This window comes from Rhizobium sp. B230/85 (genome assembly GCF_019355735.1).
GTDB lineage: Bacteria > Pseudomonadota > Alphaproteobacteria > Rhizobiales > Rhizobiaceae > Rhizobium > Rhizobium rhododendri.
In genome coordinates, this window is record NZ_CP072156.1 from 2,975,047 (window position 1) to 3,001,566 (window position 26,520).

Annotated in this window: 25 protein-coding genes; 16 read left to right on the forward strand and 9 right to left on the reverse strand. The window is 61.3% G+C overall.

The features are described from left to right. Positions 1–13: 13 nt before the first annotated feature. The 4 genes from J5289_RS14365 to J5289_RS14380 form a co-directional block, all read right to left on the reverse strand. Positions 14–1,162, reverse strand: coding sequence for a DUF2333 family protein (locus J5289_RS14365; protein WP_209206497.1), 1,149 nt, complete (start codon positions 1,160–1,162; stop codon positions 14–16). Positions 1,163–1,236: 74 nt separating this feature from the next. Next, entirely contained in the window at positions 1,237–2,271 is a 1,035-nt protein-coding gene (locus J5289_RS14370; RefSeq protein ID WP_209184361.1) for a hypothetical protein, read from the reverse strand. A gap of 68 nt (positions 2,272–2,339) precedes the next feature. Continuing rightward, positions 2,340–2,729 carry a cytochrome c family protein gene (locus J5289_RS14375; protein ID WP_209184362.1) on the reverse strand — a complete coding sequence of 130 codons (390 nt, stop codon included), beginning with the start codon at positions 2,727–2,729 and terminating at the stop codon, positions 2,340–2,342. 75 nt (positions 2,730–2,804) lie between these two features. Beyond that, complete coding sequence (locus J5289_RS14380) at positions 2,805–3,386, reverse strand: thymidine kinase (protein WP_142829274.1); 582 nt, start codon at positions 3,384–3,386, stop codon at positions 2,805–2,807. Between the two features lie 237 nt (positions 3,387–3,623). Between J5289_RS14380 and J5289_RS14385 the strand changes: the two genes are divergently transcribed. The 7 genes from J5289_RS14385 (at position 3,624) to J5289_RS14415 (ending at position 10,690) form a co-directional block, all read left to right on the forward strand. Further along, positions 3,624–4,586: a choline ABC transporter substrate-binding protein gene (locus J5289_RS14385; RefSeq protein WP_209184363.1), complete on the forward strand. Its 963-nt coding sequence runs from the start codon at positions 3,624–3,626 to the stop codon at positions 4,584–4,586. 134 nt (positions 4,587–4,720) lie between these two features. After that, positions 4,721–5,614, forward strand: coding sequence for a choline ABC transporter permease subunit (choW, locus tag J5289_RS14390; protein WP_142823387.1), 894 nt, complete (start codon positions 4,721–4,723; stop codon positions 5,612–5,614). Continuing rightward, positions 5,611–6,654, forward strand: a complete 1,044-nt coding sequence (choV, locus tag J5289_RS14395) for a choline ABC transporter ATP-binding protein (protein WP_209184364.1) — start codon at positions 5,611–5,613, stop codon at positions 6,652–6,654. Before choW ends, choV begins: the two co-directional genes overlap by 4 nt. Before the next feature lie 50 nt (positions 6,655–6,704). After that, on the forward strand, positions 6,705–7,460 hold the full coding sequence (locus tag J5289_RS14400; protein WP_247749163.1) for a HugZ family protein: 756 nt from the start codon (positions 6,705–6,707) through the stop codon (positions 7,458–7,460). Positions 7,461–7,575: 115 nt separating this feature from the next. After that, positions 7,576–7,893, forward strand: a complete 318-nt coding sequence (locus tag J5289_RS14405; RefSeq protein WP_142823389.1) for a helix-turn-helix transcriptional regulator — start codon at positions 7,576–7,578, stop codon at positions 7,891–7,893. 265 nt (positions 7,894–8,158) lie between these two features. Continuing rightward, entirely contained in the window at positions 8,159–9,487 is a 1,329-nt protein-coding gene (locus tag J5289_RS14410) for an aspartate aminotransferase family protein (RefSeq protein ID WP_209184365.1), read from the forward strand. Positions 9,488–9,622: 135 nt separating this feature from the next. After that, entirely contained in the window at positions 9,623–10,690 is a 1,068-nt protein-coding gene (locus tag J5289_RS14415; RefSeq protein ID WP_209184366.1) for an alpha/beta fold hydrolase, read from the forward strand. 8 nt (positions 10,691–10,698) lie between these two features. Here the strand turns inward: J5289_RS14415 and J5289_RS14420 are convergent, their stop codons facing one another. Then, on the reverse strand, positions 10,699–11,643 hold the full coding sequence (locus J5289_RS14420) for an HD-GYP domain-containing protein (protein WP_209184367.1): 945 nt from the start codon (positions 11,641–11,643) through the stop codon (positions 10,699–10,701). Between the two features lie 296 nt (positions 11,644–11,939). On the opposite strand from J5289_RS14420, the gene ade reads away from it, so the two are divergent. Continuing rightward, on the forward strand, positions 11,940–13,637 hold the full coding sequence (gene ade, locus J5289_RS14425) for an adenine deaminase (RefSeq protein WP_209184368.1): 1,698 nt from the start codon (positions 11,940–11,942) through the stop codon (positions 13,635–13,637). Between the two features lie 124 nt (positions 13,638–13,761). After that, entirely contained in the window at positions 13,762–13,962 is a 201-nt protein-coding gene (locus tag J5289_RS14430; RefSeq protein WP_142823394.1) for a hypothetical protein, read from the forward strand. Between the two features lie 257 nt (positions 13,963–14,219). Here the strand turns inward: J5289_RS14430 and J5289_RS14435 are convergent, their stop codons facing one another. Next, positions 14,220–15,869: an alpha-glucosidase gene (locus J5289_RS14435; protein WP_209184369.1), complete on the reverse strand. Its 1,650-nt coding sequence runs from the start codon at positions 15,867–15,869 to the stop codon at positions 14,220–14,222. Between the two features lie 286 nt (positions 15,870–16,155). Between J5289_RS14435 and J5289_RS14440 the strand changes: the two genes are divergently transcribed. The 6 genes from J5289_RS14440 to J5289_RS14465 all read left to right on the forward strand — a co-directional run bounded on the left by J5289_RS14440 (position 16,156) and on the right by J5289_RS14465 (position 22,618). Then, positions 16,156–17,736, forward strand: coding sequence for a peptide ABC transporter substrate-binding protein (locus J5289_RS14440; RefSeq protein WP_142823397.1), 1,581 nt, complete (start codon positions 16,156–16,158; stop codon positions 17,734–17,736). Between the two features lie 48 nt (positions 17,737–17,784). After that, complete coding sequence (locus J5289_RS14445) at positions 17,785–18,708, forward strand: ABC transporter permease subunit (RefSeq protein WP_111222638.1); 924 nt, start codon at positions 17,785–17,787, stop codon at positions 18,706–18,708. Next, positions 18,705–19,622, forward strand: coding sequence for an ABC transporter permease subunit (locus tag J5289_RS14450; RefSeq protein ID WP_209184370.1), 918 nt, complete (start codon positions 18,705–18,707; stop codon positions 19,620–19,622). Before J5289_RS14445 ends, J5289_RS14450 begins: the two co-directional genes overlap by 4 nt. Position 19,623: 1 nt before the next feature. Continuing rightward, the gene (locus tag J5289_RS14455; RefSeq protein ID WP_209184371.1) at positions 19,624–20,634 is read left to right on the forward strand and encodes an ABC transporter ATP-binding protein; all 1,011 of its coding nucleotides are present in this window, start codon (positions 19,624–19,626) and stop codon (positions 20,632–20,634) included. Next, entirely contained in the window at positions 20,627–21,619 is a 993-nt protein-coding gene (locus tag J5289_RS14460; RefSeq protein WP_209184372.1) for an ABC transporter ATP-binding protein, read from the forward strand. Before J5289_RS14455 ends, J5289_RS14460 begins: the two co-directional genes overlap by 8 nt. 84 nt (positions 21,620–21,703) lie before the next feature. Beyond that, positions 21,704–22,618 carry a sugar kinase gene (locus J5289_RS14465; protein WP_142823401.1) on the forward strand — a complete coding sequence of 305 codons (915 nt, stop codon included), beginning with the start codon at positions 21,704–21,706 and terminating at the stop codon, positions 22,616–22,618. On the opposite strand, the gene J5289_RS14470 is transcribed toward J5289_RS14465, so the two are convergent. Continuing rightward, entirely contained in the window at positions 22,615–23,016 is a 402-nt protein-coding gene (locus J5289_RS14470) for an ester cyclase (RefSeq protein ID WP_209184373.1), read from the reverse strand. The two genes, J5289_RS14465 and J5289_RS14470, sit on opposite strands and share 4 nt — an antisense overlap. A gap of 237 nt (positions 23,017–23,253) precedes the next feature. On the opposite strand from J5289_RS14470, the gene J5289_RS14475 reads away from it, so the two are divergent. After that, positions 23,254–24,291, forward strand: a complete 1,038-nt coding sequence (locus J5289_RS14475; RefSeq protein WP_224127808.1) for a glycosyltransferase family 1 protein — start codon at positions 23,254–23,256, stop codon at positions 24,289–24,291. Between the two features lie 33 nt (positions 24,292–24,324). Here the strand turns inward: J5289_RS14475 and der are convergent, their stop codons facing one another. Both der and J5289_RS14485 read right to left on the reverse strand, forming a co-directional pair. Then, positions 24,325–25,800 carry a ribosome biogenesis GTPase Der gene (der, locus tag J5289_RS14480; protein WP_142829266.1) on the reverse strand — a complete coding sequence of 492 codons (1,476 nt, stop codon included), beginning with the start codon at positions 25,798–25,800 and terminating at the stop codon, positions 24,325–24,327. A 16-nt stretch (positions 25,801–25,816) separates the two neighbouring features. Continuing rightward, positions 25,817–26,500: a tetratricopeptide repeat protein gene (locus J5289_RS14485; RefSeq protein WP_209184375.1), complete on the reverse strand. Its 684-nt coding sequence runs from the start codon at positions 26,498–26,500 to the stop codon at positions 25,817–25,819. Positions 26,501–26,520: the final 20 nt, after the last annotated feature.

Sequence of the window (26,520 nt, forward strand, 5' to 3'; positions counted from 1 at the left end):
ACTTAGCAGCAGACTACCGCCCGCCGAGTACCGCGCGTGTTTCGACCAGGTTGGAGCGCACCCTCAGGATATAGAACCCCATCGTCGCCAGATGGCTGGGCATGATCAGGCCGTCTTCGCGCCCGTTCGAGACGATCCAAGGCTGGATGCGCAGCGCCGCCTGGAACTGCTTCATCGTATCGCCCCAGAGTGCCCCGACGTTGCGCTCGGCGATGACCTTTGAGAAATCGGCGCCGGCAGCGCTGAGGATGCCGTAATATCCGTAGAGCTGTCCGTAGGCGAACCAGAAGCGGTCGTCGGCGCGCGTGTCGAACCAGCCAAAATTATGGTTCTCGGAGCGCTCGGCCAGCACGTCCGACGTACTGCCGAGATCGTTTGAAATGCGGTCGATGAATTCGATCAGGTTGTCGGCACGGCCGTCGAAGGTGGCGTTGCAGGCGCCGAGATCGACATTGAACTTGCGCAGGCTGTTGATCGAGGCGCGATAGTAGCTCGGGGTCGGCGTTTTAGGCCCGAACGGCTGGAAACCGAAATACCAGCTGGACTCGTCGAACTGGAGATTGCCGCGCGCATTCTGAAGGTCCGAATTGATACCCGATGTTCCGCGTACGCGGCCCAGCGCATCTACCAGCTCGATCGAGGTCCTGCGAACCGCTTGGTTGACACCGCGCTGGAAGGACGCCTTGTTGTCGAGGAATGGCGTATCGTCCCAGCTCAGGCCAAAAAACCCGAGCTTGAAGAGGAGCATGGACGAAATCCACGCATTGCGGTTGACGTTGAAATCCACAAGGTCGGCTGTGACATCGACGATAGCGGATGTCTCGCAACGCTTCGGCGTGGCGGCTGCGACCGGCTTCGCATCGGTCGCGACAGGCACCGGGGTCAGATCCTGGCCGGCAGCCTTGCGGTCGGCAAGCTTGTAGCTGTCGATGTAGTGGGTGTTGAAGCCCGTCCAGGACTGGGTCTGAACGAGGAAGTAGCCGTAGAGGCAGACCAGCAGCACGACGAGAGCGGCAACCGGCACCTTGATGATCCAGTTGCGCTGCCGGTACCAGCCATGCGCTGCAAGAAAAGGCCACGTCACCCAGACAAACAGGAGCCCAAGACCACGTCGAATTGCCTGGAGCATCCGTGCAAAAAAGGCAACGATCGGATCAAGCATGCAATGTCTCCTAACGGGCGTGGTGCTCCAGCAGATATGACCTCCCCGGCCACAGGGCAACCGCGTCGGCTGAATTAAATCGTCGCCGGTTGCTGCTGCGGCGCCGCAGGCACATCTTCCTCGTCGTCGACTGCCGGCTCTCGAGGCGACGGCGCCACCTCCAGACGGCGCGCGAAAGCCTCGTCAGCAGCCTGTTTACGAAGCAGCATATCATGTCCGGCAAGGAGGTTGGCCTCGAACGCGGCAACAAGATCCTCGACCCCGGCCGGCAGGTCCTCGCCTTGCGTCGCCGATTGTTCGTTTGCAGCCTTCAGCAACGCGACGCGCTGTTCGACATCGATCGCGAGCTTGGCAGCCATGACGTTCACAGCCGCGATCCCGCTGTTCAACACATCCAGGAAATCCTCGTCGTCTGTCATCAACCGCAACAAGGTCTCGTGCTCTGACCGCAGCATCTTATCCTTAACCTCGGCCGCCTGCCGATCGAGCGCCAGCTCTTTGCGTTCTTCCTCGGATATCGCATCCAGTGACGGACCACGCTGCGGCAGGGTCGCCGAGGCGCGCTCGTGCGTCCGCGCCTTCAGGGACGAAAGCCGCCGACCCGCCTCGTCCAGCTCGCCGTCCAGCTGCCGCCGACGAGTGACCAGTTGCTGCAGGTGGGCTTCGCAAACGCGGTGATGCAGGGCGAGAAAGGGCTTCGCCTCGCCCAGCATCCTGTCCAGCGCTGCCGATACCGAAAGCAGCTCGACCACATCGAGCGCTATCGCTTCCGGCGCCGCATTGCCGAGATGCACGCGTCGTCTGAGAAAACCCTGAGATTGACGCCCCGCAGTCTCGTCGAACAATCGTTCATATTGCAGCAAGGCTGCGGCCGTCTGGGTATCGAGCTGACGCAGAAGGGCTGCTACTCGGTCCCTCCACTCGCTCCATAAACCAACGGCTTCGCCGAGGAGCGTTTCTTCGAGAGGAAAGTTGATTGCCGTCAGCCGCGCCTCCGGCCGCGAGTGATGCGCCAGCGCCGCCTCGGCAGCAGCTATTCCCTTGCAGGCATCGTCCAGCAGTCGCCGAAGCTGTGCGATGTCACGTTCCGGAAAATGGCCGTGCGCCATGAGGGCTCCTGCTGATCGCGGCGGGTGGGTGGATCCAGAGTAGCGCAAACCATCCCCCGATGGCAGGCCTATTGAGCCGCCGCCGGGTTTTTGAGATAGGCGATCAGATTGTCGAGATCGCTGTCGCTTTTGACGCCGGCAAAGCTCATGCGGGTGCCCTTGACGACAGCCTGTGGGCTCGACAGGTATTTGTGCAGCAGCGCCTCGTCCCACACCTTGCCATCGGCCCCGAAGGTCTTCATCGCAGCCGAATAGCTGTAGGTGGCAACCGACGCCACCGGGCGCCCGACCACGCCCATCAGCGAAGGTCCGACCTTGTTCACCGGCTCGGTCGCAGTGTGGCAGGCGGCGCACTTCTTGAAGACGCCCGCCCCGAGCTTCGGGTCTCCATCGGCGAGGGCAGAGGTCGCCGACAGCAGCGCCGCAACGATAATGGTGGAACAGCAGAACGTCTTCATATCGCCTCCCGATTTCAATCCGCGCGAGCCCTGTGACGCTCAACGATAACGGTCCAGCCGCCAGAGCGTTTGACCTCAGACGTCGCCCATCGCCTCTTCCCAATGGCGACGGCAGAGCGAGACATATCGCTCGTTACCGCCAACCTCGATCTGCGCGCCCTCGTGGAGCACCTTGCCGTCGCTGTCGAAGCGCACCACCATGGTTGCCTTGCGGCCGCAATGGCAGATCGTCCGCACTTCACGCAGCTCGTCGGCGATGGCGAGGAGCTCCTGCGAGCCCGGAAACAGCTTGCCGCGAAAATCCGTGCGCAGTCCGTAGACCATGACGGGAATATTGAGGCGGTCGACGACATGCGCCAGCTGCCAGATCTGCGGCGCCGTCATGAAATGCGCCTCGTCGACGAAGACGCAGGCAAGCGGACCCTCGGCGTGCATTGCTTCGATTGTCGCAAACAGATCGTCATCCCGGTCGAATGGCACGGCATCGGCCTCGAGGCCAATGCGCGAGGCAATCTTGCCGCTGCCGGCCCGGTGATCGAAAGCTGCGATCAGGATCGCCGTGCGCATGCCGCGCTCCTGATAGTTGTAGGAAGCCTGCAGCAGCATCGTCGATTTGCCGGCATTCATTGCGGAATAGTGAAAATACAGCTTCGCCATCAACGTCTCCTTTGCGCACTTCATGGAATCGCGAAGCGCCGAAGGAAAGCCATGGCCGACGTAAGCCACAGGAAATCACGCCGGCTGGCTCCACAGCGTGCAAATGCCTGCGCATCAAGCACTGTGAAAATTGGAGGTGTCGCATTCCATACCGCCAAAGCGCCGCAAATGCAGCGAGACCGCTTGTAAATGTCGGTTATTGGTGATTGCTTGGGAACGTAAAACTGGGAGTACACAATGATGAAATTGACTTTGTTCACTTTAAGCCTCAGCACCGCGCTTTTTTCAGCGGTCATCGCCCCCTCTGTCGCATCGGCGGCGGAGCCGGCAAGTTGTTCGACCGTCCATTTCGCCGAAGTCAGCTGGACCGACATCCAGGCCACGACCGGAACTGCAACTTATATCCTCGACGCACTCGGCTATAAGACGGACATCAAGGATCTCGACGTTCCGATCGTGTTCCAGTCGCTTGCCAACAAGCAGCTCGACGTTTTCCTCGGCAACTGGATGCCGTCGCAGGCGCCGATGATCAAGCCGTATACGGACGCCAAGACGATCGACACGGTTCGCGCCAACCTTGAAGGCGCCAAGTACACGCTCGCCACCAATGAGTTCGGCAGCAAGCTCGGCATCAAGGACTTCTCCGACATCGCCAAGCACGAAAAGGAACTGGACGGCAAGATCTACGGTATCGAGCCCGGCAACGACGGCAACAAGCTGGTGCTGGACATGATCAAGGGTCACAAGTACGGCCTCGACGAGAAGGATTTCAAAGTCATTGAATCCTCCGAGCAGGGCATGCTGTCCCAGGTGACCAAGCTCGACAAGTCGAAGAAGCCTATCATCTTCCTCGGCTGGGCCCCTCACCCGATGAACACCAAATACAAGATGACCTACCTGACCGGTGGCGATGACGTTTTCGGGCCGAATTTCGGCGGCGCCAATGTCTTCACCAACACCCGCGCCGGCTATGTCGCCGAGTGCCCGAACGTCGGCAAATTCCTGCAGAACCTCTCCTTCACGCTGCCCATGGAAAACGAGATCATGGGCCTCATCATGGACAAGGGCCTGCAGGGTAAGGCCGCCGCCAAGACATGGCTGAAAGCCCATCCTGAAACCATCAAGCCATGGCTTGCAGGCGTGACGACCGCCGATGGCGGCGATGCAGAAGCGGCCGTGAAGAAGTCGCTCGGCCTCTGAGCCCGACAGCAGAAAGGGCGGCCCCGCCGTCCTTATTCTTGCCGGAAACAATGCGTGTCACCGCTTCAGCCATCACGGAGTGAAGGCTGTGACGCGCATCTATCCGGTGCTGCAGATCTCAGCGAGGGAACGCGATGGATTGGCTCCATACATGGCTACTTGACGAAAACAACAAGATCCAGATCGGCAAGGGCGCACAGGTCGTCGTCGACTGGCTGACGGGAAACCTTAGCGGCTTCTTCGACACGGTGTCCGCCATCCTCGGCGGCGCTATCGACGGGTTGCTCTACGTGCTGCTCGGCACCTTCACCGAGGGCACCGCCTTCGAGGCCTACTACCCCTTTTTCATGATCGCCGTTTTCTGCCTGATTTCCTGGCTAATCCGCCGCCATGTCGGCGTGGTGATCTTCACCGCCCTCGGGATGCTGCTGATCTACAACCAGCTCTACTGGACGGAGGCGATGGAAACTCTCGCTCTGGTGCTGGCGGCGACGCTCGTATCGATGGTGATCGGCGTCCCTCTCGGCATCCTGGCGGCGCGGCGGGCCTGGTTCTACACCATATTGCGACCGATTCTCGACCTCATGCAGACCATTCCCACCTTCGTCTATCTGATTCCAGCCCTTATCCTTTTCGGCCTCGGCGCCGTCTCTGGCCTGGTGGCCACGGTGATCTTCGCGGTGCCCGCACCGATCCGGCTGACACGACTGGGCATCATCTCGACGCCGCCGGCGCTGATCGAGGCCGCACAGGCCTTTGGCGCGGCCCCGCTGCAGGTGTTGACCAAGGTGGAGCTTCCCTTTGCCCTGCCTCAGATCATGGCGGGCGTCACCCAGACGATCATGCTCTCGCTGTCGATGGTGGTCATCGCCTCGATGGTGGGCGCTGCCGGTCTCGGCGCCCTCGTCCAGCGCGCGCTCGGTCAGATGAACGTGCCCATGGGCTTTGATTCCGGCATGAGCATCGTCATTCTGGCGATCGTCCTCGACCGCACCTTCAAATTCTTCGACGAAGGGGAAACCGTATGACGGCCGTGGTCAAGTTCGACAATGTCAGCATCGTCTTCGGCGACCGCCCGCAGGCAGCCATGGCGCTGGTAGACCAGGGCAAGACGCGCGACGAGATCGGCGCCCAGACGGGTCTCGTTCTGGGTGTCGCCAATGCCTCGCTCGAGATCGAGGAAGGCGAAATCCTCGTGTTGATGGGGCTGTCCGGCTCCGGCAAATCGACGCTGCTGCGTGCCGTCAACGGCCTTGCCCCCGTGGTGCGCGGCGGTGTCACGGTGGAGAGCAAGGACGGACCGATCGATCCCTACAAATGCAGTGCCAAGGCGTTGCGCGACCTGCGCATGCATACGGTCTCCATGGTGTTCCAACAATTCGCGCTGCTACCCTGGCGGACGGTGGCGGACAACATAGGTTTCGGCCTCGAACTCGCCCGGGTGCCGGAGATCGAGCGTAAGGAGCGTGTGGCGGAGCAGCTGGAACTGGTCAACCTGACGCAATGGGCCGGCCGCCGCGTCAACGAACTCTCCGGCGGCATGCAGCAGCGTGTCGGCCTTGCCCGCGCCTTTGCCACCGGCGCGCCGATCCTTCTAATGGACGAACCCTTCTCGGCCCTCGACCCCCTGATCCGCACCCGGCTGCAGGACGAGCTTCTGGAGTTCCAGCGGCGGCTCAAGAAGACCATCCTGTTCGTCAGCCACGATCTCGACGAGGCGTTTCGCATCGGCAATCGCATCGCAATCATGGAAGGCGGCCGGATCATCCAGTGCGGCACGCCGCAGGAGATCGTCAGGAACCCGGCCGACCAGTATGTCGCCGATTTCGTCCAGCACATGAACCCGATCAGCATGCTGACGGCCGGGGACGTCATGCAGCCGGGCGTCGGCCACTCCGCCACGCCGGGCACCGTGACGGCAACGGCAAAGGCTTCAACGCCGCTGATCGACATTCTGGATGCGCTCGCCCGCCAGCCCGGCAGCATCGGCATTGTCGATAACGGCGCGATCATCGGCACCATCACCGCGCAGGACGTGGTGGCCGGCCTCACCAGCCATCGCCGTTAGAGGCAAATTTGGGATAGGCCCAGCCGAAAGCGGAGTATCGGAGGAGACAGTTGGCGACTGAAAAACCACTCTCCGTGCTCCGCAAGACGGATGAGGATGCTCGCAGGCTTGGCCGCATCCTGATGCGGTCCGCGCCCTATGCGGCGATGGCCGTCATCGCCCCCGACACCGGGTTTCCGGCCATCAGCCGTGTGCTCGTCGGCACCGATTGGGACGGCGTGCCGGTGATCCTGGTCTCCACCCTTTCAGCCCACACCAGAGCCCTACAGGCGGATCCGCGCGCATCGCTGCTGATGGGGGAGCCCGGCAAGGGCGACCCCCTCGCCCATGCCCGCCTCAGCGTCGAGTGCCTGGCAGAACAGGTGGCACGCGACATGCAAAGTCACCATCTGCTTCGCGACCGCTTTCTCGCCCGTCATCCCCGCGCCAGGCTCTATATTGATTTTACGGATTTCCAGTTTTTCCGTCTGGTTCCGCAGGCCGCAAGCCTGAACGGCGGCTTTGGAAAAGCCTATCGGCTGAGTGGCGACGACCTGGTGATTCGTGGCGTTCTGCCAGAGGCGGAGACGGCCGTTTGGCGTGCGGGAGTACAAGATTTGCTGGGTGCATACCCACACCTTGCGAGCCATATCGCAGCCACGTTAAAGCTTGAAAAACACGAAGCGTGCCACATATATGGCGCGGATTTGGCTGGTTTCGACCTTTTTTGGGGGGATAGGCTGCTTCGCTACGAGTTTAGCGAGCCGGTACAAGATCTTGCGGATCTAGAATTCGTTATCGCTAAAATAGCAAACCGAGTACCTTAAATTTAGGTATATACAATCTTTGCCGCGATTTAGTATCTTTCGGCGTCAGTTGATTTCGCCAATGAGATATTCACCCGCTTCTGATGTACGATCCGCATTGGGAAGATTTGAAAAAATGAAAACAATTAATTTGTCCGACCATTCCACCGTGGCGGCAGCCCTGCTGTCCGCAATGGCAAATCCGAAAAGACTCATGATCCTGTGCAGCCTGGTCAAGGGCGAGGTACCGGTTGGCGTTCTCGCAACCCAGGTAGGGCTTAGCCAATCCGCCCTGTCGCAGCACCTGTCGAAGCTGCGGGCACAGAAACTAGTCAAGACGAGACGTGATGCTCAAACGATTTACTACTCCAGTTCTTCCGAACCCGTCATGAAGGTTCTGTCGACTCTGGAGGACATTTATAGCGAGGCCGAGAAAAGCAAATCTGCTGCCTGACGGCCGGAGATTGGCTTTCGACGGTGAATTGTTTCAGGTTCGACAACAGGCGCCCGCGCCTGTTTTTGCGCCGAGTATGATTGCAGACTGGACCGGCAAGTTCCCCTTGCCGGTCTTTTTCGTTCAGGCCGATCGATCATCCCAGATCGCGGCGTTATAAATGCCGGCATCGGCTTGACGACCCCGGGCCGGCTGATATTTTGACCGAACGATAAATAATCAGCTGCGTCGCCGATCCGGATGACCAGCGGCCGTGGAGAACAGCATGTCCGACCGTATGAACGCAGCGCCCAACGATCTCAGGGCTTTCTGGATGCCGTTCACGGCAAACCGCCAGTTCAAATCGGAGCCGCGGCTTTTCGTCGGCGCCAAGGACATGCACTACACCACCCACGACGGACGCCAGGTGCTGGACGGAACGGCTGGCCTCTGGTGCGTCAACGCCGGACATTGTCGGCCGAAGATCACCGAGGCGATCCGCCAGCAGGCAGGCGAGCTCGACTATGCCCCGGCCTTCCAGCTTGGCCATCCCAAGGCCTTCGAACTCGCCAACCGCTTGGTCGACCTCGCACCCGGAGGCATGAACCATGTGCTCTACACCAACTCCGGCTCGGAGTCGGTCGAGACGGCCCTGAAGGTCGCGCTGGCCTATCACCGGGTCAAGGGCAATGGCTCCCGCTTCCGCCTAGTCGGTCGCGAGCGCGGCTACCACGGCGTCAATTTCGGTGGCATATCGGTCGGCGGCATCGTCTCAAACCGTAAGATGTTCGGCACATTGCTCACCGGCGTCGACCACATGCCGCATACCCATTTTCCGGACAAGAACGCCTTTACCAAAGGACAGCCGGAATTCGGCGGCGACATCGCCTCCGAACTGGAGCGTATCGTCACCCTGCACGACGCCTCGACCATCGCCGCCGTCATCGTCGAACCGGTTTCCGGCTCGACCGGCGTCATCCTGCCACCGAAGGGCTACCTGAAAAAGCTGCGTGAGATCTGCACCAAGCACGGTATCCTGTTGATCTTTGACGAGGTCATCACCGGCTTCGGTCGCCTCGGCACCCCCTTTGCAGCAGACTATTTCGACGTCATGCCTGACATGATGGTGACGGCCAAGGGATTGACCAACGGCGTCATCCCGATGGGCGCAGTGTTCGTGACCTCGGAGATCCACGACGCGTTCATGAACGGCCCCGAGCACATGATCGAATTCTTCCATGGCTACACCTATTCGGGCAACCCGATGGCATGTGCCGCAGCGCTCGGCACGCTCGACACATACAGGGACGAGGGCCTTCTGACACGCGGCGCCGAACTTGCGTCCTACTGGGAGGAGGCAATCCACTCGCTGAGGGATTGCCCCCATGTCATCGACATCCGCAACATCGGACTGATCGGCGCCATCGAGCTTGCCCCGATCGCCGGCGAGCCGACCAAGCGCGCCTTCAGCGCCTTCCTCAAAGCCTACGAGAAAGGCCTGCTCATCCGCACCACCGGCGACATCATCGCCCTCTCCCCGCCGCTGATCATCGAAAAACACCACATCGACCAGATCTTCAGCACCCTGCGGGAGGTTCTGCAGAACAATATCTGAAGGTAGCCTAGAAGCGGGTCGCGACGAGATCTCGGCCCGCCTTTTCGTTACCAGCGAACGACCTCGATCGCGTTATCGGTCTCCGCTGTCAGGCTTTACTGGCAGGAACTTGCTTCCAAACAATGGGAGCGCTTCATGCTGAACCGAATTTTCATCCTCCTTCTTTTACTCGTGGCTTCTTGCTCGGCCCATGCATCCGACGATGTGGGCTTTCGACAGACAACGCTTGCGGGTGATGAACCCCAACGACCGTTGCAGATCGCAATATGGTATCCGACGGACACGGGACAGCAGGCGACCGTCGTCGGGGAAACACCCGCATTTTATGGCCAGCGCGTTATATTGAACGGGGCAATTAAAGCAGGAATTCGCCCGCTGGTAGTGCTGTCTCACGGCTATGGGGGAAGCTGGCGAAATCTCGCCTGGATTGCAGCGGCGCTTGTCTCCAAAGGCTATGTCGTGGCTGCCCCCGACCATCCTGGCACGACGACATTTGACCGCCGACCCGAGGAGGCCGCAAAACTCTGGAAACGGCCAGAAGACCTCAGTCGTGTTGCCAGTGCGATGCTGCAGGATGCGAGTTTGGGCGGCAAGATTGACGCGCACAGAATCGCTGGTATTGGCCACTCACTTGGCGGCTGGACGGTTGTCGAACTCGCCGGCGGACAGTTCGACCCCGCTCTCCTCATGACCCACTGCGCAGAGCAGTTTGGTACCGTCGCGTGCAAAGTCTTCGAATCCCTTGGCTTGCGAGACCCTGCGAACGCTTCGCACTTGGTCGGCACAGGCATGAAGGACCAGAAATTCAGAGCTGTTGTCTCCCTCGACCTCGGGCCGTCCCGGGGCTTTACTCAGCAAAGCCTCGCTGCAGTACAAGTCCCCATTTTGGTGCTCGCAGCGGGGGAGGATATCGGCACAGACGTCGCAAGGACCGCGATGATCGCGGCCACAAACAAGGACTCCGCGTATCTGGCAGCCCAATTGCCGCAGATATCGACGACCTACATGACGATACCTGGAGCCCTGCACTTCAGTTTTATGCAGTTATGCAAATCTGGCGCCGCTGGGAAGATCGAGCAACAATCTCCGGGCGACGGAATCGTCTGTCAAGATGCCGGCGGGCGGGATCGGGAAGCCATTCATAGGCAGGTGCTGGAGCTCATTTTGGACTTTCTCGGCAAAACGATACCAGAAGAATCTTGAGGCTGACGCTACGGCTGCACCGGCTGGGACACAGCGAGGCAGAGGATGAATTTCTTGAGCAATTGGCTGTCGAAGTGACCGTCTCGCTTGATCATCCACTTCAGCGCCTCTCCCGACGACCAGGGCTTCCGGTAAGGCCTGACCGAGGTGACGGCATCGTAGACGTCGCAGATCGCGGCCAGCCGCGAAAAGTAGGTCAGGCTGCGGCCCGAGAGCTTGTCCGGGTAACCCTTGCCGTCGACGCGCTCATGGTGGTGGCGGCAGATGTCCGTGACCATTGGCTGGATGTCTTCCTGCTGGGTCAGAATATCGTAACCCAGCATTGGGTGGTCGCGCATTACGCGCGTCTCGGCTTCATCCAGCACGCCGGGCTTGCAGAGGATCGAGCGGGGCACCTTGATCTTGCCGATGTCGTGCAACAATCCAGCGACGCCGAGCAATTCGACGGTTGCCTCGTCCAGTCGGAGATAGCGGCCGAAATGGATCATCAGCGCGCTGACCGCGACCGAATGGACAAACGTCGCCTCATCCTTGTCCTTCAGGCGGGTGACACTGATGAAGACTGCGGGGTTGTCATCGACCGACTTGGAGATTGCGCTCGCAATCGCCTTGGTCTGATCGACGCTCACCGGGCCGTCGCTGGCAGCTGACGAAAACAGGTCCTTGAGTTGAGTTACCGACTGTCGCACGGTCTGCATTGCGGCAGCGGCTTGCTGCAGGCAGATCTCGCCAGCCCCGCCATGGCGGCTGTCTGACGCTGGGGCCGATGACAGGTCGGCGCCCCTGGCGGTGTTGATCACGACGCCACTGACCTTGCTTGACCGGAGTTGCCTCGCTGCGACGGCATCGAGAACAAACCGCCTCTTCTGCAGGGGATTGCTGGCCCAACTGCCTTCCATGTCCTCGATGAACATTCCGGCCCGCACCTGATCGAGAGCGATACGCTTCAGCATCGGGAGCACGACAGCGCATCGGCTGAGCCGGCCATCAAATTCGGCGAATCCAAGCCATCGTCAATCATCGGCCTGGCACCCTTCTGCAATCATCAAACCTTCTAAAGGTCGACGTATACAATAGAAAGCTTAACAAGCTTGATATCGAACATCTAATTTAACAGGCATTGAAACAGGAGCAGTCGCGGGGGATGCACGTCAGGGGCCGCCCGGCGCTGACAATATTTCGCTCCCCGGCTGGCTGATTACAGGCTAGACTCGCGACGAACGTCCATACTGATTGAAAGCGTATCGCCATGACCAAGCCTCTCGAAGACTTCATCGACCAGGGTGTCGGCAGAAAGCCTGCAGACATCGTCCTCAAGGGCGGGAGGTTCTTCGATCTGGTGACCGGCGAACTCGTTGCCTCCGACATCGCCATCTGCGGCGACCGCATCGTCGGCACCTGCGGCGATTACAAAGGTGTCGAGGAGATCGATATCACCGGTCGCATCGTCGTGCCCGGCTTCATCGATACGCACCTGCACATCGAATCCTCGCTGGTGACGCCGCATGAGTTCGACCGCTGCGTGCTCCCCTACGGCGTGACGACAGTCATCTGCGATCCGCACGAAATCGCCAACGTGCTTGGCACCGAGGGCATCCAGTTCTTCCTCGATTCGGCGCTCGAGACGATCATGGACATCCGCGTTCAATTGTCGTCCTGCGTGCCCGCCACCCATCTGGAGACTTCGGGTGCCGACCTGCCGATCGAGCGGCTATTGCCGTTCCGCGACCATGAAAAGGTCATCGGCCTTGCCGAGTTCATGAATTTCCCGGGCGTGATCCACAAGGATCCCATCTGCATGGCCAAGCTGGAGGCCTTCCAAGGCGATCATATCGATGGCCATGCTCCCCTCCTGCGAGGTAACGACCTGAACGGCTACATCGCAGCCGGCATCCGTACGGAACACGAGGCGACATCCGCCGAAGAGGCAATGGAGAAAATCCGCAAGGGCATGCACATCCTGGTGCGAGAAGGCTCCGTGTCCAAGGATCTGCACGCGCTGATGCCTATTATCACCGAGCGCCTTTCGCCCTTCATCGCCCTCTGCACCGACGACCGCAATCCTCTCGACATCGCCGAGCAGGGCCATCTCGACTACATAATCCGCACGGCCATCGCCGCCGGCGTCGAGCCACTGGCGATCTATCGCGCCGCCTCGATCTCGGCGGCCCGGGCCTTCGGTCTGCGCGACCGCGGACTGGTGGCGCCCGGCTGGCGCGCCGATCTGGTGGTGGTCGACAGCCTCGAAAGCTGCAAGGCAGGCATGGTCTTTGCCGGCGGCAGGCTGGTGACCGATGCGCTGTTTGCCACCCGCAAAAGCATCGCTCCCGTCGGCCTCGACAGCGTCAAGGCGCGCACGGTCAATGCTGCCGATTTTGGTGTCCCCTTCACCGATGGCGAAACCTCGGTCATCGGCGTGCTGCCTGGCAAGATCATCACCGAGCATCGCCGCTTCCGCCTGCCCTCGGTCGGCAACCAGACGACAGTCGACCTTGCCCGCGACATCATCAAGGTCGCCGTCATCGAGCGCCACGGCAAGAACGGCAATCACGCCAACGCCTTCGTCCAGGGCTTCGGGCTGAAGAAGGGCGCAATCGCCTCCACCGTCGGCCATGACAGCCATAACATCTGCGTCGTCGGCGTCAGCGAGGACGACATGGCACAGGCCGTCCAGCGCCTGAGCGAGATCAAGGGGGGCTTCGTCGTCGTCGAGGACGGCAGGATCACCGGCGAGATCGCGCTGCCGATCGCCGGCCTGATGAGCCTGGAACCCTACGAGCGCGTCCGCGACACCTTGCATTACCTGCGCAACGCTGCTTTCGCGCTGGGCTCGACACTGCAGGAGCCCTTCCTGCAACTGGCCTTCCTGCCCCTGCCCGTCATCCCCCACCTGAAGATTTCGGACAGGGGACTGGTGGATGTCGATGCATTCAGGCTGATCGGGTAAACGGGCCTGCAGGGCCTTCAAGCCATGCTTGTTTGGTGGTATCTTCCGTCCATGTTCATCGTCACCAGGATGCTGGATATCTAACCTACGCCAGCATCGGACTGGCGAGGCCGCTGGAGCACAAATGAAAAAGCTTGAGCATATAGAGCGGACCGTCGAGGAACTCGATCCCACGGAATTCGAGGCCTTCAGTAACTGGTTCGAGGCCTTGCAAGCCAGGCGGTGGGACGGTCGCATTGAGGCAGACGAGAAAGACGGAAAGCTCGATCGGCTGGCAGCTGGCGCCCTTTCCGCATTTCGGTCAGGGAAGACCAGGCCGCTTTGAGGCACGTCGCCACTGCTGAATTCTGGCAGGCATACGAGGCTCTGCCAGAACGTGTGCAGAAGGTGGCTGACCAAAATTTCGAATTATTGAAGACAAGCCCGATGCATCCTTCTCTTCATTTCAAGAAGGTCGGCAACCTTTGGTCCGCCCGAGTGGGCTTGTCGTGGAGGGCTCTTGCAGCGCAAGACGGCCAGACCATCATCTGGTTCTGGATTGGATCCCACACAGACTACGACAAGCTGCTGCGCTGACTTTTTTCACACCAGCCCGCAAAACACATCCATCGCCTCCAGCGTCACTGTCGTCGGTGTCGATTTCGGGTTGAAGCCGGGCATCGGCATGGCAGCCTTGACCGTCAGCCCCTGTGGCAGCGAAAGTTCGATCATCGTCCGTCCGAGATTGAAAACAAAGACCAGCGTTTCGCCATTCTTTTCCCGCGTGAAGGCGAGCACATCCTCGTTTGTGGCGAGGAAAGTCAGGTCGCCGTCGAACAGCATCGGGTGCTGCCGTCGGAAGGCCAGCGTCTGGCGATAATGGGCGAGCACGGAAGATCCATCCTCCTCCTGCCGGTCGACCGCCAGTGTCGCATGCTGGTATGGCACCGGCAGCCACGACTTCTCCGCTGTCGAGAAGCCCGCATGGACGCGGGCAGCTTCCCAGGGCATCGGCGTCCGGCATCCGTCGCGTCCCTTGAACGCCGGCCAGAAGCGGATGCCGTAGGGATCGCGCAGGTCCTCGAAGGCAAGGTCGGCTTCGGGTAGTCCGAGTTCCTCGCCCTGGTAAAGGCAGATCGAGCCCCGCAACGTTGCCAGCAGCGAGATCGCCAGTTTTGCGACCCGTGCCCGCTCGGCCTCCGTCTCTGCAAAGCGGCTGGCATGGCGAACGACGTCGTGGTTGGAGAACGCCCAGCAGACCCAGCCGTCGGTAACGCTCTCCTGGAAGGCGCTGACGCAGCGGCGGAAATGCGCCGGCGTGAATTCCGGCCCGAGCAGGTCGAACGTGTAGCACATGTGCAGCTTGTCGCCGCCGGACGTATAGGCAGCCAGCGTCTGCAACGAGCGGGCGCCATCGCCGACCTCGCCGACCGTCGCGCGGTTCTCATAGGTGTCGAGCAGCGCTCGCAAGCGCTTCAGGAAGTCGATGTTTTCCGGCTGTGTCTTGTCGTAGAGGTGGCTTTGCATGCCGTAGGGGTTGGTATCGGGAGCATCCAGCCCGGCGGCATCGTCGCTCGGCAAGGCAGGCGGATTGTCGCGCAACTGCTTGTCGCAGAAGTAGTAGTTCACCGTGTCCAGACGAAATCCGTCGACACCGCGATCGAGCCAGAATTTGACGGCGGCAAGCACCGCATCCTGGACACGCGGGTTGTGGAAATTGAGATCCGGCTGCGATGTGAGGAAATTGTGCTGGTAATACTGGCGGCGGATACCGTCCCACTCCCAGCCGGGGCCGCCGAAAATCGACAGCCAGTTGTTCGGCGCCGTGCCGTCTGGCTTGGGGTTGGCCCAGACGTACCAGTCGGCTTTCGGATTGTCGCGGCTCGTGCGGCTTTCGACGAACCAGGGATGGACGTCCGATGTATGAGAGATCACCTGGTCGATAATCACCTTGATCCCGAGCGCATGGGCGGCGGTCATCATCTCGTCGAAATCGGCCAATGTCCCGAAAATCGGGTCGACATCGCAATAGTTGGAGACATCGTACCCCATGTCTGCCATCGGCGAGGTGAAGAACGGCGCCAGCCAGATCGCGTCTACCCCGAGCGAGGCGATGTAGGGCAAACGCAGCGTGATGCCCTTGATGTCGCCAAGTCCGTCGCTGTTGGTATCTTGGAAGGATCGTGGATAGACCTGATAGATTACCGCACCACGCCACCAGTCCTTCGCCGCCGTTCCGCTCGTTGAATTCATGTAACAATGCGCCTTCGCTTCAATATCCAGGTGTGTCCGCACACTAGCCTGCGGCCGCAAAATTACAAATCGAAACAATCGCGCTGGTGAATTCCCATCCCAGAACGGTTCGTTAAAGCAACAGAAACGCCGTCCACAGACAAATGCATGTCGTTTTCCATATCGCGGTTTTAGGGGTTGAATCGTCGGTAGGCTGCGATACGTTGCGCTCTTGCTTGCGTGACCAGTTCACCTGCGGGAACAAGAACGACCTTGCTAACAAGGCGAACATAGAAAGATCGGCTCCATGACATATCTGACCAAGGTATTTTACGCGTCCGCGCTCGTCGGATCGCTATTGTCCCTTTCGGCGCATGCCGCCACGCTCAACGTCCAGAACGGTGGCGATCCCCAGTCGCTCGATCCGCAAAAGATGTCCAGCGACTACGAGAACCGCATTGCCGGCGACATCTTCGAGGGCCTCACCACCGAAGACGCCAAGGACAACGCCATCCCGGGCCAGGCCGAAAGCTGGACGATTTCTCCGGATGGCAAGGTTTATACGTTTAAGCTGCGCGACGGCATCAAGTGGTCAGATGGCCAGCCGGTAACGGCCGAAGACTTCGTCTTCGCCTTCCAGCGCCTCGTCGATCCCAAGAACGCTGCCGAATACGCTTATCTGCAGTTCACCATCAAGAATGCCGAGAAGATCAACAAGGGCGAGATCACCGATTTCAGCCAGCTCGGCGTCAAGGCCATCGACCCGAAGACCCTCGAGATCACCCTCGACAACGCAACCCCCTATTTCCTCAATGCGCTGACGCACTACACAGCCTATCCTCTCCCCAAGCACGTCATCGACGCCAAGGGCGCCGACTGGGTCAAGATCGGCAACATCGTCACCAACGGCCCATACAAGCCGACAGAATGGGTCCCGGGCTCCTATGTAACGACGGTCAAGAACGATCAGTACTGGGATGCCAAGAACGTCAAGATCGACGGCGTGAAGTTCTTCGTCATGGAAGACCAGTCGGCCGCTCTCAAGCGTTACCGCGCCGGCGAATTCGACATCCTGACGTCCTTCCCTGCAGACCAGTACCAGTGGCTGAAGACCAACATGCCCGGCCAGGCGCACGTTGTGCCGTTCCTCGGCACCTACTACTACGTCGTCAACGCCACCAAGCCTCCGTTTAACGACAAGCGCGTCCGCCAGGCCCTGTCGATGGCCGTCAACCGCGAAGTCATCGGCCCGAAGGTTCTCGGTACCGGCGAACTGCCGATGTATTCCTGGGTCCCGCCGGGCACTGCCCATTACGGCGAGCCGGCCCAGATCAAGTGGAAGGACGAGCCCTACGCCCAGAAGGTCGAGGAAGCCAAGAAGCTGCTGAAGGAAGCAGGCTTCGGCCCCGACCATCCGCTGCACGCCCAACTCCGCTACAATACCAACGACAACCACAAGCGCATCGCAGCCGCGATCGCCTCCATGTGGAAGCCGCTCGGCGTCGAGATCGAGCTCTATAACACCGAGACCAAGGTGCATTACGACGAGATGCAGCACGGCAAGGTCGAAATCGGCCGCGCCGGCTGGCTCGCCGACTACAATGACCCGATCAACTTCCTCAACCTCCTGTCGACGGGCGTCGACATGAACTACGGCCGCTGGAGCAATGCGGAATACGATGCGTTGCTCAAGCAGGGGAATGCGGAGACCGATCTCGACAAGCGTGCTGCCCTATTCAAGCAGGCAGAACAGATCGCGCTCGACGACAGCGCGGCGATCCCGATCTACTACTATGTCTCGCAGAGCGTGGTGTCGCCGAAGATCGCTGGATATGAAGACAATATCCAGGACATCCACCGTACCCGCTGGCTGTCAATCAAAGAGTAAGGGACACGGGCTCCCTTTGGCCTTGCCGGAGGGAGCCTATCCACGCCCATGATCAAATATGCATTTCGTCGTCTTTTATCGACAATCCCAGTCATGTGGATTGCCGTGACACTGAGCTTTTTCGTCCTGCGCCTGGCGCCGGGCGGGCCTTTCGATGGCGAGCGCCCTTTGCCGCCTGTCATCCTGAAAAATCTGGCGGCTCATTACAACCTCGATAAGCCGCTGATCGAGCAGTACTTCATCTACATGTACGACGTCCTCCACGGCGATCTTGGCCCCTCCTTTGCCAACCAGGACTTCACCGTCACCCAGCAGATCATGTCCGGCCTGCCTTATACGCTGACCATCGGCAGCATCGCTTTTGTCGTCGCCGTACTGGTCGGCGTTCTCGTCGGCTGTCTCGGGGCGCTGTACCAGAACCGGCAGGCCGACTACTGGCTCGGCGGCACCCTGCTGATCGGCCTCGTTCTCCCCGGCTTTCTGATTGCGCCGATCCTGCAACTGCTGTTCGGCATCAAACTCGGAATCCTGCCCGTCGGCGGCTGGGGCGACGGCTCGATCAAGTTCCTGATCCTGCCCGTCACGGTCCTGTCGCTGCCCCACGCGGCGCGGATATCGCGGCTGATGCGCGGCTCGATGATCGAGGTGATGAACCAGAACTTCATCCGTACCGCCAAGGCAAAAGGCATCGGTCCGAGACTTACGGTCATGCGTCACGCGCTGAAACCAGCCCTGATGCCGGTCATATCCTATCTCGGCCCGGCGGCCAGCTACCTGCTGACCGGATCGCTGGTGGTTGAAAGCATCTTCGGCCTGCCCGGCATCGGCCGCTACTTCATCACGGCCGCGCTCAACCGCGACTACGGCATGGTTCTCGGCACGGTGATTTTCTACATGGCGCTGATCGTCGTGCTCAATCTGCTCGTTGATATCGTCTACGCCTGGCTAGACCCGAAAGTGAGAACCCAATGATCCTCAATCTCGCTCGCCGCGAACAGCTGGAAGAGGAATTGCGGGCTGCAGAAGGATTGGCTCCCGAAAGCCGGTCGCTGACCCGCGACGCCATGCGCCGGCTGCTGCGCAACAAGGCTGCTGCCATTTCCCTCGTGGTGCTCACGCTGCTGATCCTGGCTGCCCTCATCGCCCCCGCCCTCATTCCGTACGGCTATGAGGATCCCGATTGGGCAGCCTTCCGCACGCCTCCGGATTTCGCCAGCGGCCATTATTTCGGCACAGACCAGAACGGTCGCGATCTGCTTGCGCGCACCCTCTACGGCACCCGGGTGTCGCTTGCGGTCGCCCTCGTCGCCACCCTCGTCTCGGTGATCATCGGCGTCCTCTACGGCGCCGTCTCCGGCTATTTCGGCGGCAAGCTCGACAGCATCATGATGCGCTTCGTCGATATCATGTATGCCCTTCCCTACATCCTCTTCGTCATCCTGCTGATGGTGATCTTCGGCCGCAATGTCTACCTGCTGTTTGCCGCCATCGGCGCGCTGGAATGGCTGACCATGGCCCGCATCGTGCGTGGTCAGACGCTGTCGCTGAAGCACCGCGAGTTCATAGAGGCGGCGCGTGCCTCCGGCCAGCGCCCGTTCAAGATCATCCTGAAGCACATCGTCCCCAACCTTGTCGGCCCGGTCGTGATCTATGCCGCCCTGACTGTGCCAGAAATCATCGCGACGGAAAGCTTTCTCTCCTATCTCGGCTTCGGCGTGCAGGAGCCCCTGACATCGCTGGGGACTCTGATCGCCGACGGTACCAACGCCATGGAAACCGACCCCTGGCTGCTGGCTTTTCCCGCCGCTTTCCTCGTCGCCCTGCTGATGAGCCTGCTGTTCATCGGCGACGGCCTGCGCGATGCATTCGACCCCAAGGACCGCTGACATGTCGGAAGCCAAAAAGAGCGAGACGCTGCTCGAACTCAAGGACTACTCCATCCGTTTCCAGACCCCGGAAGGGGACGTCGCTGCGGTCAACGGCCTCAACCTGACGATCCGCCGTGGCGAGCGCATCGCCATCGTCGGCGAAAGCGGTTCGGGCAAGAGCCAGACCTTTCTGGGCCTGATGGGTCTGCTGGCGAAGAACGGCCACACCAGCGGCGAGGCGCTGCTGGAAGGTCGCGACGTATTGGCGCTGAAGCCCCGCGAACTCGACCAGATCCGCGGCAAGGACATGGCGATGGTCTTCCAGGACCCGATGACCTCGCTCAATCCGACGCTGAAGATATCGCGGCAGCTGACGGAGCAGCTCGAAGTCCATGGCGGACTGACGGCGCGCGCTGCCTCCGCCACTGCCCTCGACATGCTGAAGCGCGTCGGCATCCCCGACCCGGACCGCCGTTTCAATCTCTTTCCGCATGAGCTCTCCGGCGGCATGCGCCAGCGCATCGTCATCGCCATGGCGCTGCTCACCAAGCCGAAGCTGCTGATTGCCGATGAGCCGACGACGGCGCTCGACGTCACCATCCAGGCACAGATCCTCGACCTGTTCAACGACCTGACGTCGGAGATGAACACCGCTCTTGTCATCATCACCCACGACCTCGGCGTGGTCGCCGGCCTCGCCGAGCGAGTGGCCGTCATGTATGCCGGACGGATCGTCGAGGATGCGCCGGTGGACGACCTGTTCGACGATCCGGCCCATCCGTATACGGCTGCGCTGCATGCCTCGATCCCCCGCCCCGATCAGGATGTCGACGATCTCGCCGTCATTCCCGGCCGTCCGCCGAACCTCAAGCACCTGCCGCGCGGCTGCAGCTTCTCGCCGCGTTGCGCCCATGTCGAGGACAACTGTCTCGATGCGCGCCCGCCGCTTGGGCTTCTGGCACCTCAACGCCGCGCGGCCTGCTTCCATCCGCTTATCGGTCACCAGCAACGGAGCCCTGTCCATGGCTGAACAGACCCTGCTCAAGGTCGAGCATCTCACCACCCAGTTCGAGATCCCGTCAAAATCCTTCTTCAAGCCGGCAACCATGCTGACGGCCGTCAACGATGTAAGCTTCGAGCTCAAGGCCGGGCGCACGCTCGGCATCGTCGGTGAATCCGGTTGCGGCAAGTCTACCCTCGGCCGCTCGATCCTGCGCCTGATCCACGCCCAGAAAGGCCGTATCCTCTGGCAGGGCAAGAGCCTGCTCGACCTTTCCAGCGAGGAGATGCGCGCCGCCCGCCGCGACATGCAGATCATCTTCCAGGACCCGATCGCCTCGCTCGATCCGCGCATGACCGTCGGCGACATCATCGCCGAGCCGCTCACTGTGTTCGAGCCGAAGCTGAGCCGCGCAGAACGGCAGGGCCGTGTCCGCGAGATCATGGCCGCCGTCGGGCTGGTGCCCGAAATGATCAACCGCTACCCGCATGAATTCTCCGGCGGCCAGGCGCAGCGCATCGGCATCGCTCGCGCCGTTGTCACCCGCCCTAAACTGATCATCTGCGACGAGCCGGTTTCAGCCCTCGACGTCTCCATCCAGGGCCAGGTGATCTCGCTGCTGCGCAAGTTGCGCAAGGAATTCGGACTGACGCTGATCTTCATCAGCCACGACCTCTCGGTCGTCCGGCTGATCTCGGACGACGTACTGGTCCTCTATCTCGGCCGCATCGTCGAGGCCGGCGATTGCGCCACGGTGTTCCAGCGTCCGGCCCATCCCTATACCCAGGCGCTGTTCTCGGCCGCCCCCGTGCCGGACCCAAAGGTCGCCCGCACCCGCAAGCGCATCCGCCTGCAGGGCGATCCGCCGTCGCCGATGAACCCGCCGCCCGGTTGCGTCTTCGAGCCGCGCTGCTGGAAAGCCACCGATATCTGTCGCACCGCCATGCCGGCGACAGAGCCTGTCCGCCCCGGCCAGACTGCCGCCTGTTATCACATGGATAGCCCGGAAAACTGATCGCCGCTTCCGGTGCACGGCGGCCTTGCCCGCCCTGCGTCGAAGGCCTACAGCAGGCGCAGGAATGCGATGAGGGAGAGTATCGTGGGCGGACATTTTTTGTCGATCGGCGAGTGCATGGTGGAACTGTCGCAGGCGGGCAACGGCCTGCTGCGCAAAGGCTTTGCCGGCGACACGTTCAACACCGCCTGGTACGCCAAGGCCTGCCTACCATCGGACTGGTCCATCGATTATTTTACGGCCGTCGGTGACGATCCGATGTCGGACGAGATGCTGGCCTTTATGAGCGGCGCCGGGATCGGCACATCCTATATCCGCCGCATCCGGGGTCGCACTCCGGGCCTCTATCTCATCAATCTGAAGGACGGCGAGCGCACCTTCAGCTACTGGCGCGAATCCTCGGCCGCACGCCAGCTTGCCGTCGATGGCGACCGTCTGCGCGAAGCCATCGAAGCCTCCGACGTCGTCTATTTCTCCGGCATTACGCTTGCGATACTCGCCCACGACAGCGCCGAAACCCTGCTCTCGGAACTGCGCCGCGCCAAGGCGATCGGCAAGCTGGTGGTGTTCGACCCGAACCTGCGCCCAAGGCTTTGGACCAGCCTCGACACCATGCACGCAACCATCAGCGAGGGCGCCCGCGCCGCAACGCTTGTCATGCCGAGCTACGACGACGAGGCCGCCCATTTCGGCGACCCATCGATTGCCGCCACCATCCGCCGCTACCGGCAGCTCGGCGCTCCCCTGGTCGTCGTCAAGGACGGTGCCAAGGGCGTGACCGTCAGCACGGTCGCTGGCGACACCCTGGTCGAAGCCGAACACGTTGCCGAGGTCATCGACACAACCAGCGCCGGCGACAGCTTCAACGGCGCATTCCTCGCCGAATACCTGAAGAGCAAGGATCTTGTCGCTGCAGCCCGCTTCGCCGTGAAGATCGCCGCCCGCGTGATCTGCGAGCACGGCGCATTGGTGGAGCGAGAGAAGCTCGGACTTGGTTAAGACGTCTTGCCGTCAAGCTGCGCCTCAATGGCTGTCTTGTCGATGACCGACCAGACATGCCGGATCTTGTCGTTGCGAAATTCGTAGAAGACGTTTTCCGAAAACGAGACCTTCCGTCCGTTCACCGCAAGGCCGAGGAACGTTCCCGCTGGCGTGCAGTCGAACTGCAGTCGTGCGGCGATCCTCGGCGGATCGGCGATCAGTAGATCGATGATGAATTGCAGGTCGGGTATTTGCCGGAAATCGTTTTCCAGCATCGCGCGATAGCCGGAAAGACCGATCTGCCGGCCATTGTGCTCTACATCATCGTCAACGAACTCACCGAGGAGCGTCCAATCCTGCCTGTTGAGACAGTCGATATAGCCTCGGTAGAGGGTCGCAAGTTCGGCATCGGCCATGAGATTGACTTCCTTTGCGCATTCCAGAGTACACCGAAGAGACCTAAAGCTGCATTGCCATCGAAGCAAACCGAAGGGTGTAATATTTTCATCATCGACGGTCGTCACAATGGCTAGGCCCGGAATCATCGGATGGCGTGGGATGTTCCGCGCCGCCGCGATCGACCGGGATGGAACAGTCGACCCATGCTGCAACGTCTATCGAACATCGCCCCCGGGAAATCGCCGGCGCCGGACATGGCCCTGGGCGAACGACTGCTCATCGTCACCGATGCCTGGCACCCGCAGGTCAATGGCGTCGTGCGCTCCATCGAGAACACCAATCGTGAGCTGACGCGCATGGGCGTCACCGTCTCCATGCTGACGCCAGAGGGGTTTCGCAGCATCCCCTGCCCGACCTATCCGGAGATCAGGCTCTCGCTTGCAAGCTATCGGCGCGTTGCCGCTGCGATAGAGGCAACGCAGCCATCCTACGTACACATCGCCACGGAAGGTCCGCTGGGGCTGACGGCGCGGCGCTGGTGCGTGCGCAACGGCATGCAGTTCTCGACCACCTACCACACCCGCTTTCCCGAATATGTCGCAGCCCGCCTGCCGATCCCTAAGTCCTGGCTCTATGCCTTCATCAGGTGGTTCCACAATGGCGGCTTCGGCTGCATGGTGGCGACACCGAGCCTTGCCGCCGAGCTCAAGGCCAAGGGTGTGCGCAACCTGCTGCCGTGGAGCCGCGGCATCGATGCGACGCTGTTCAGGCCTCAGGCACAGGAAGATTCGCCCTTCGGCCTGCCCCGGCCGATCTTCATGACCGTCGGGCGCGTCGCCACGGAGAAAAACCTCCCGGCATTCCTGGATCTCAACCTGCCGGGCTCGAAAGTGGTGGTGGGTGGAGGACCTGATCTGGAGGATCTGAAGAAGCGCTACCCGGACGTGCTGTTCACCGGCGCGAAATTCGGCGAAGAACTGGCCAGCGCCTATGCGCAGGGCGATGTCTTCGTCTTTCCATCGGTGACAGACACCTTCGGCAATACCATTCTCGAAGCGCTTGCGAGCGGCGTTCCGGTCGCAGCCTACCCGGTCACCGGCCCGGCCGATATTCTCGGCGATCATCCGACCGCCGGCGCCGTCGACAAGGACCTCAGGAGCGCCTGCCTGCGAGCGCTCTCATGCTCGCGAGAGGCCGCCCGCAAACTGGCACTCACCTATTCCTGGGAAGCCGCAACGCAGCAGTTCCTCGACAACGTGCGGATCGCAAACGGCAAGATCAGACGGCGCTGAGGACCGACGCAGAGGCGCACCGGTCCCGAAGGATCAGCGTTCCTTCTTGCGCTTGCTCGGATAGGGGTTCTTCCGCTTGCGGTTCTCGAACGGATTTTCCGACGCATGGAAATGGATCCGGATCGGCACGCCCGGCATCTCGAAATCCTCGCGCAACCCGTTGGTCAGGTAACGGATATAGGATTCCGGCAATGAGTCCGGCCGGGTGCACGAGATCATGAAGCCCGGCGGACGAGCCTTGACCTGCGTCATGTATTTCAGCTTCAGCCGGCGGCCGGACACGGCGGGTGGCGGATGCTGGACCTGGCGCGCATCCAGCCAGCGATTGAGCTTGGCGGTGGCGATGCGCTTGTTCCAGACCTTGTCGGTATCGATGATCGACTGCATCAGCCGGTCGAGGCCATCGCCGGTCTGCCCGGCAATCGTCACGGCACGAATGCCGCGCGCCTGCGGCAGCAGCCGGTCGGTCTTTTCGCGCAGGTCGGCGAGCACGGTCTGCCGGTCCTCGATCAGGTCCCACTTGTTGAAGGCGATGACGGCAGCACGGCCTTCGCGGATGACGAGGTCGACGATCTGCAGGTCCTGCTTTTCGAACGGGATCGTTGCATCGAAGACGATGACCACCGTCTCGGCAAAGCGGATTGCCCGCAGCGTGTCGGCAACCGACAGCTTTTCGAGCTTCTCGGTGACGCGTGCCTTCCGGCGCATGCCGGCGGTGTCGAACAGCTTGATGGTCCGGCCGCGCCAGGCCCAGTCGACGGAGATCGAATCGCGGGTGATGCCGGCCTCGGGGCCGACCAGCAGGCGGTCCTGGCCGAGGAAGCGGTTGATCAGCGTCGACTTGCCGGCATTCGGGCGACCGACGATGGCGACGCGCAGCGGCTTCGTCTCGTCGTAATCGGGCTCTTCTTCCTTCTCGTCGTCGAACACATCGTCGCCGTCGAGCGGCAGCGAGACATCCGTCTCGGCCACGTCGTCCTCGTCTTCCTCGATTTCCGGCGGATAGGCGCGGTCCTGGCCGATGGCTGCGACGATTGCGTCGTGCAGGTCGATCATCCCCTGGCCGTGTTCGGCCGAAATCGGGCAAGGATCGCCGAGCCCGAGGGTGAAGGCGTCATAGAAACCGCCATCGGAGCCCTTGGCTTCCGACTTGTTGGCAACCAGCACGACCGGCTTGCCGCGCCGCCGCAGAAGCTCGCCGAACACCTTGTCGAGCGGCGTCAGGCCATATTTGGCATCGACCACGAACAGCGTCAGGTCTGCCTCCTCGATCGCAGCTTCGGTCTGGGCGCGCATCCGGCCCTCGAGCGAATCCTCATGGGCTTCTTCCAGACCGGCCGTGTCGATGATGGTGAAATGCAGGTCCATCAGCTTGGCATCGCCCGGACGACGGTCACGGGTGACGCCCGGGGTGTCATCGACGAGCGCCAGCTTCTTGCCAACCAGGCGGTTGAACAAGGTGGACTTGCCGACGTTCGGGCGACCGACGATCGCAACCGTGAAATTCATGGCGATTGGTGTTCCTTTAGCCCTGGGCCTGCGGGGCTTTGCCCGAAGCTTCGATATTATCAAGCATCATCTGGGCACGATTGGCAATATTGCGGGGTGACTGCTGGTCGCTGACGATGGCCTGGAACCACTGCCGGGCCTTGGCGAAATCGCCGGCCTTGTAAGCGGAAAGACCCAGGACTTCGCGTGCGGAATGGCGGAAGGCACTAGCCGGCACGGCCATCTCCTCGGCGAGCGCGGAGACCTGTTGATAAGTCCCGGTGTCGACCAGCAGGAAGGCGGCGCGCAGGCGGGCGGCGTCAGCGATGACGGAGGGAACGCCGGACTGCTTGCTGATCGCGGTGAACGCGGCCACGGCACCGGCCGTGTCGCCCTTTTGCGCCTGCAGCGAGGCGGCACGCATGCTGGCGAGCAGCGGATAGGCGCCCTTGCCGTCTTTTTCGATGGCAGAGAGGGCTGCCAGTGCATCGTCGGTCTTGTTCTGGTCGGCCAGCGCCAGCGCGGCGAGGAACTTGTCGCCGTTGTCGCCGGCCTGATGGGTTGCCCAGTAGCGATAGCCGACATAGCCGGCCGTCCCGATAACGACCAGCACTGCGAAGCCGATGATCAGGCGGCCGAAACGGCGCCAGACGAACTGCATCCGGTCGGAGCGCAGTTCCTCGTTGACTTCGCGGATGAAGCTGTCGTCGTTGAATGCCATTCTCGTCTCCGGCTCCGGCC

Excerpts from the sequence above, each read along its gene's own strand:
- J5289_RS14385 (WP_209184363.1), top strand. The coding sequence starts at position 3,624 with ATGATGAAATTGACTTTGTTCACTTTAAGCCTCAGCACCGCGCTTTTT.
- J5289_RS14375 (WP_209184362.1), bottom strand. The coding sequence starts at position 2,729 with ATGAAGACGTTCTGCTGTTCCACCATTATCGTTGCGGCGCTGCTGTCG.
- J5289_RS14435 (WP_209184369.1), bottom strand. The coding sequence starts at position 15,869 with ATGAATTCAACGAGCGGAACGGCGGCGAAGGACTGGTGGCGTGGTGCG.
- J5289_RS14405 (WP_142823389.1), top strand. The coding sequence starts at position 7,576 with ATGAAAACAATTAATTTGTCCGACCATTCCACCGTGGCGGCAGCCCTG.
- J5289_RS14450 (WP_209184370.1), top strand. The coding sequence starts at position 18,705 with ATGATCCTCAATCTCGCTCGCCGCGAACAGCTGGAAGAGGAATTGCGG.
- J5289_RS14410 (WP_209184365.1), top strand. The coding sequence starts at position 8,159 with ATGTCCGACCGTATGAACGCAGCGCCCAACGATCTCAGGGCTTTCTGG.
- J5289_RS14415 (WP_209184366.1), top strand. The coding sequence starts at position 9,623 with ATGCTGAACCGAATTTTCATCCTCCTTCTTTTACTCGTGGCTTCTTGC.
- J5289_RS14445 (WP_111222638.1), top strand. The coding sequence starts at position 17,785 with ATGATCAAATATGCATTTCGTCGTCTTTTATCGACAATCCCAGTCATG.
- choW (WP_142823387.1), top strand. The coding sequence starts at position 4,721 with ATGGATTGGCTCCATACATGGCTACTTGACGAAAACAACAAGATCCAG.
- J5289_RS14365 (WP_209206497.1), bottom strand. The coding sequence starts at position 1,162 with ATGCTTGATCCGATCGTTGCCTTTTTTGCACGGATGCTCCAGGCAATT.
- J5289_RS14420 (WP_209184367.1), bottom strand. The coding sequence starts at position 11,643 with ATGCTGAAGCGTATCGCTCTCGATCAGGTGCGGGCCGGAATGTTCATC.
- J5289_RS14455 (WP_209184371.1), top strand. The coding sequence starts at position 19,624 with ATGTCGGAAGCCAAAAAGAGCGAGACGCTGCTCGAACTCAAGGACTAC.
- J5289_RS14440 (WP_142823397.1), top strand. The coding sequence starts at position 16,156 with ATGACATATCTGACCAAGGTATTTTACGCGTCCGCGCTCGTCGGATCG.
- J5289_RS14460 (WP_209184372.1), top strand. The coding sequence starts at position 20,627 with ATGGCTGAACAGACCCTGCTCAAGGTCGAGCATCTCACCACCCAGTTC.
- J5289_RS14380 (WP_142829274.1), bottom strand. The coding sequence starts at position 3,386 with ATGGCGAAGCTGTATTTTCACTATTCCGCAATGAATGCCGGCAAATCG.
- J5289_RS14470 (WP_209184373.1), bottom strand. The coding sequence starts at position 23,016 with ATGGCCGATGCCGAACTTGCGACCCTCTACCGAGGCTATATCGACTGT.
- choV (WP_209184364.1), top strand. The coding sequence starts at position 5,611 with ATGACGGCCGTGGTCAAGTTCGACAATGTCAGCATCGTCTTCGGCGAC.
- J5289_RS14475 (WP_224127808.1), top strand. The coding sequence starts at position 23,254 with ATGGCCCTGGGCGAACGACTGCTCATCGTCACCGATGCCTGGCACCCG.
- ade (WP_209184368.1), top strand. The coding sequence starts at position 11,940 with ATGACCAAGCCTCTCGAAGACTTCATCGACCAGGGTGTCGGCAGAAAG.
- J5289_RS14485 (WP_209184375.1), bottom strand. The coding sequence starts at position 26,500 with ATGGCATTCAACGACGACAGCTTCATCCGCGAAGTCAACGAGGAACTG.
- der (WP_142829266.1), bottom strand. The coding sequence starts at position 25,800 with ATGAATTTCACGGTTGCGATCGTCGGTCGCCCGAACGTCGGCAAGTCC.
- J5289_RS14430 (WP_142823394.1), top strand. The coding sequence starts at position 13,762 with ATGAAAAAGCTTGAGCATATAGAGCGGACCGTCGAGGAACTCGATCCC.
- J5289_RS14370 (WP_209184361.1), bottom strand. The coding sequence starts at position 2,271 with ATGGCGCACGGCCATTTTCCGGAACGTGACATCGCACAGCTTCGGCGA.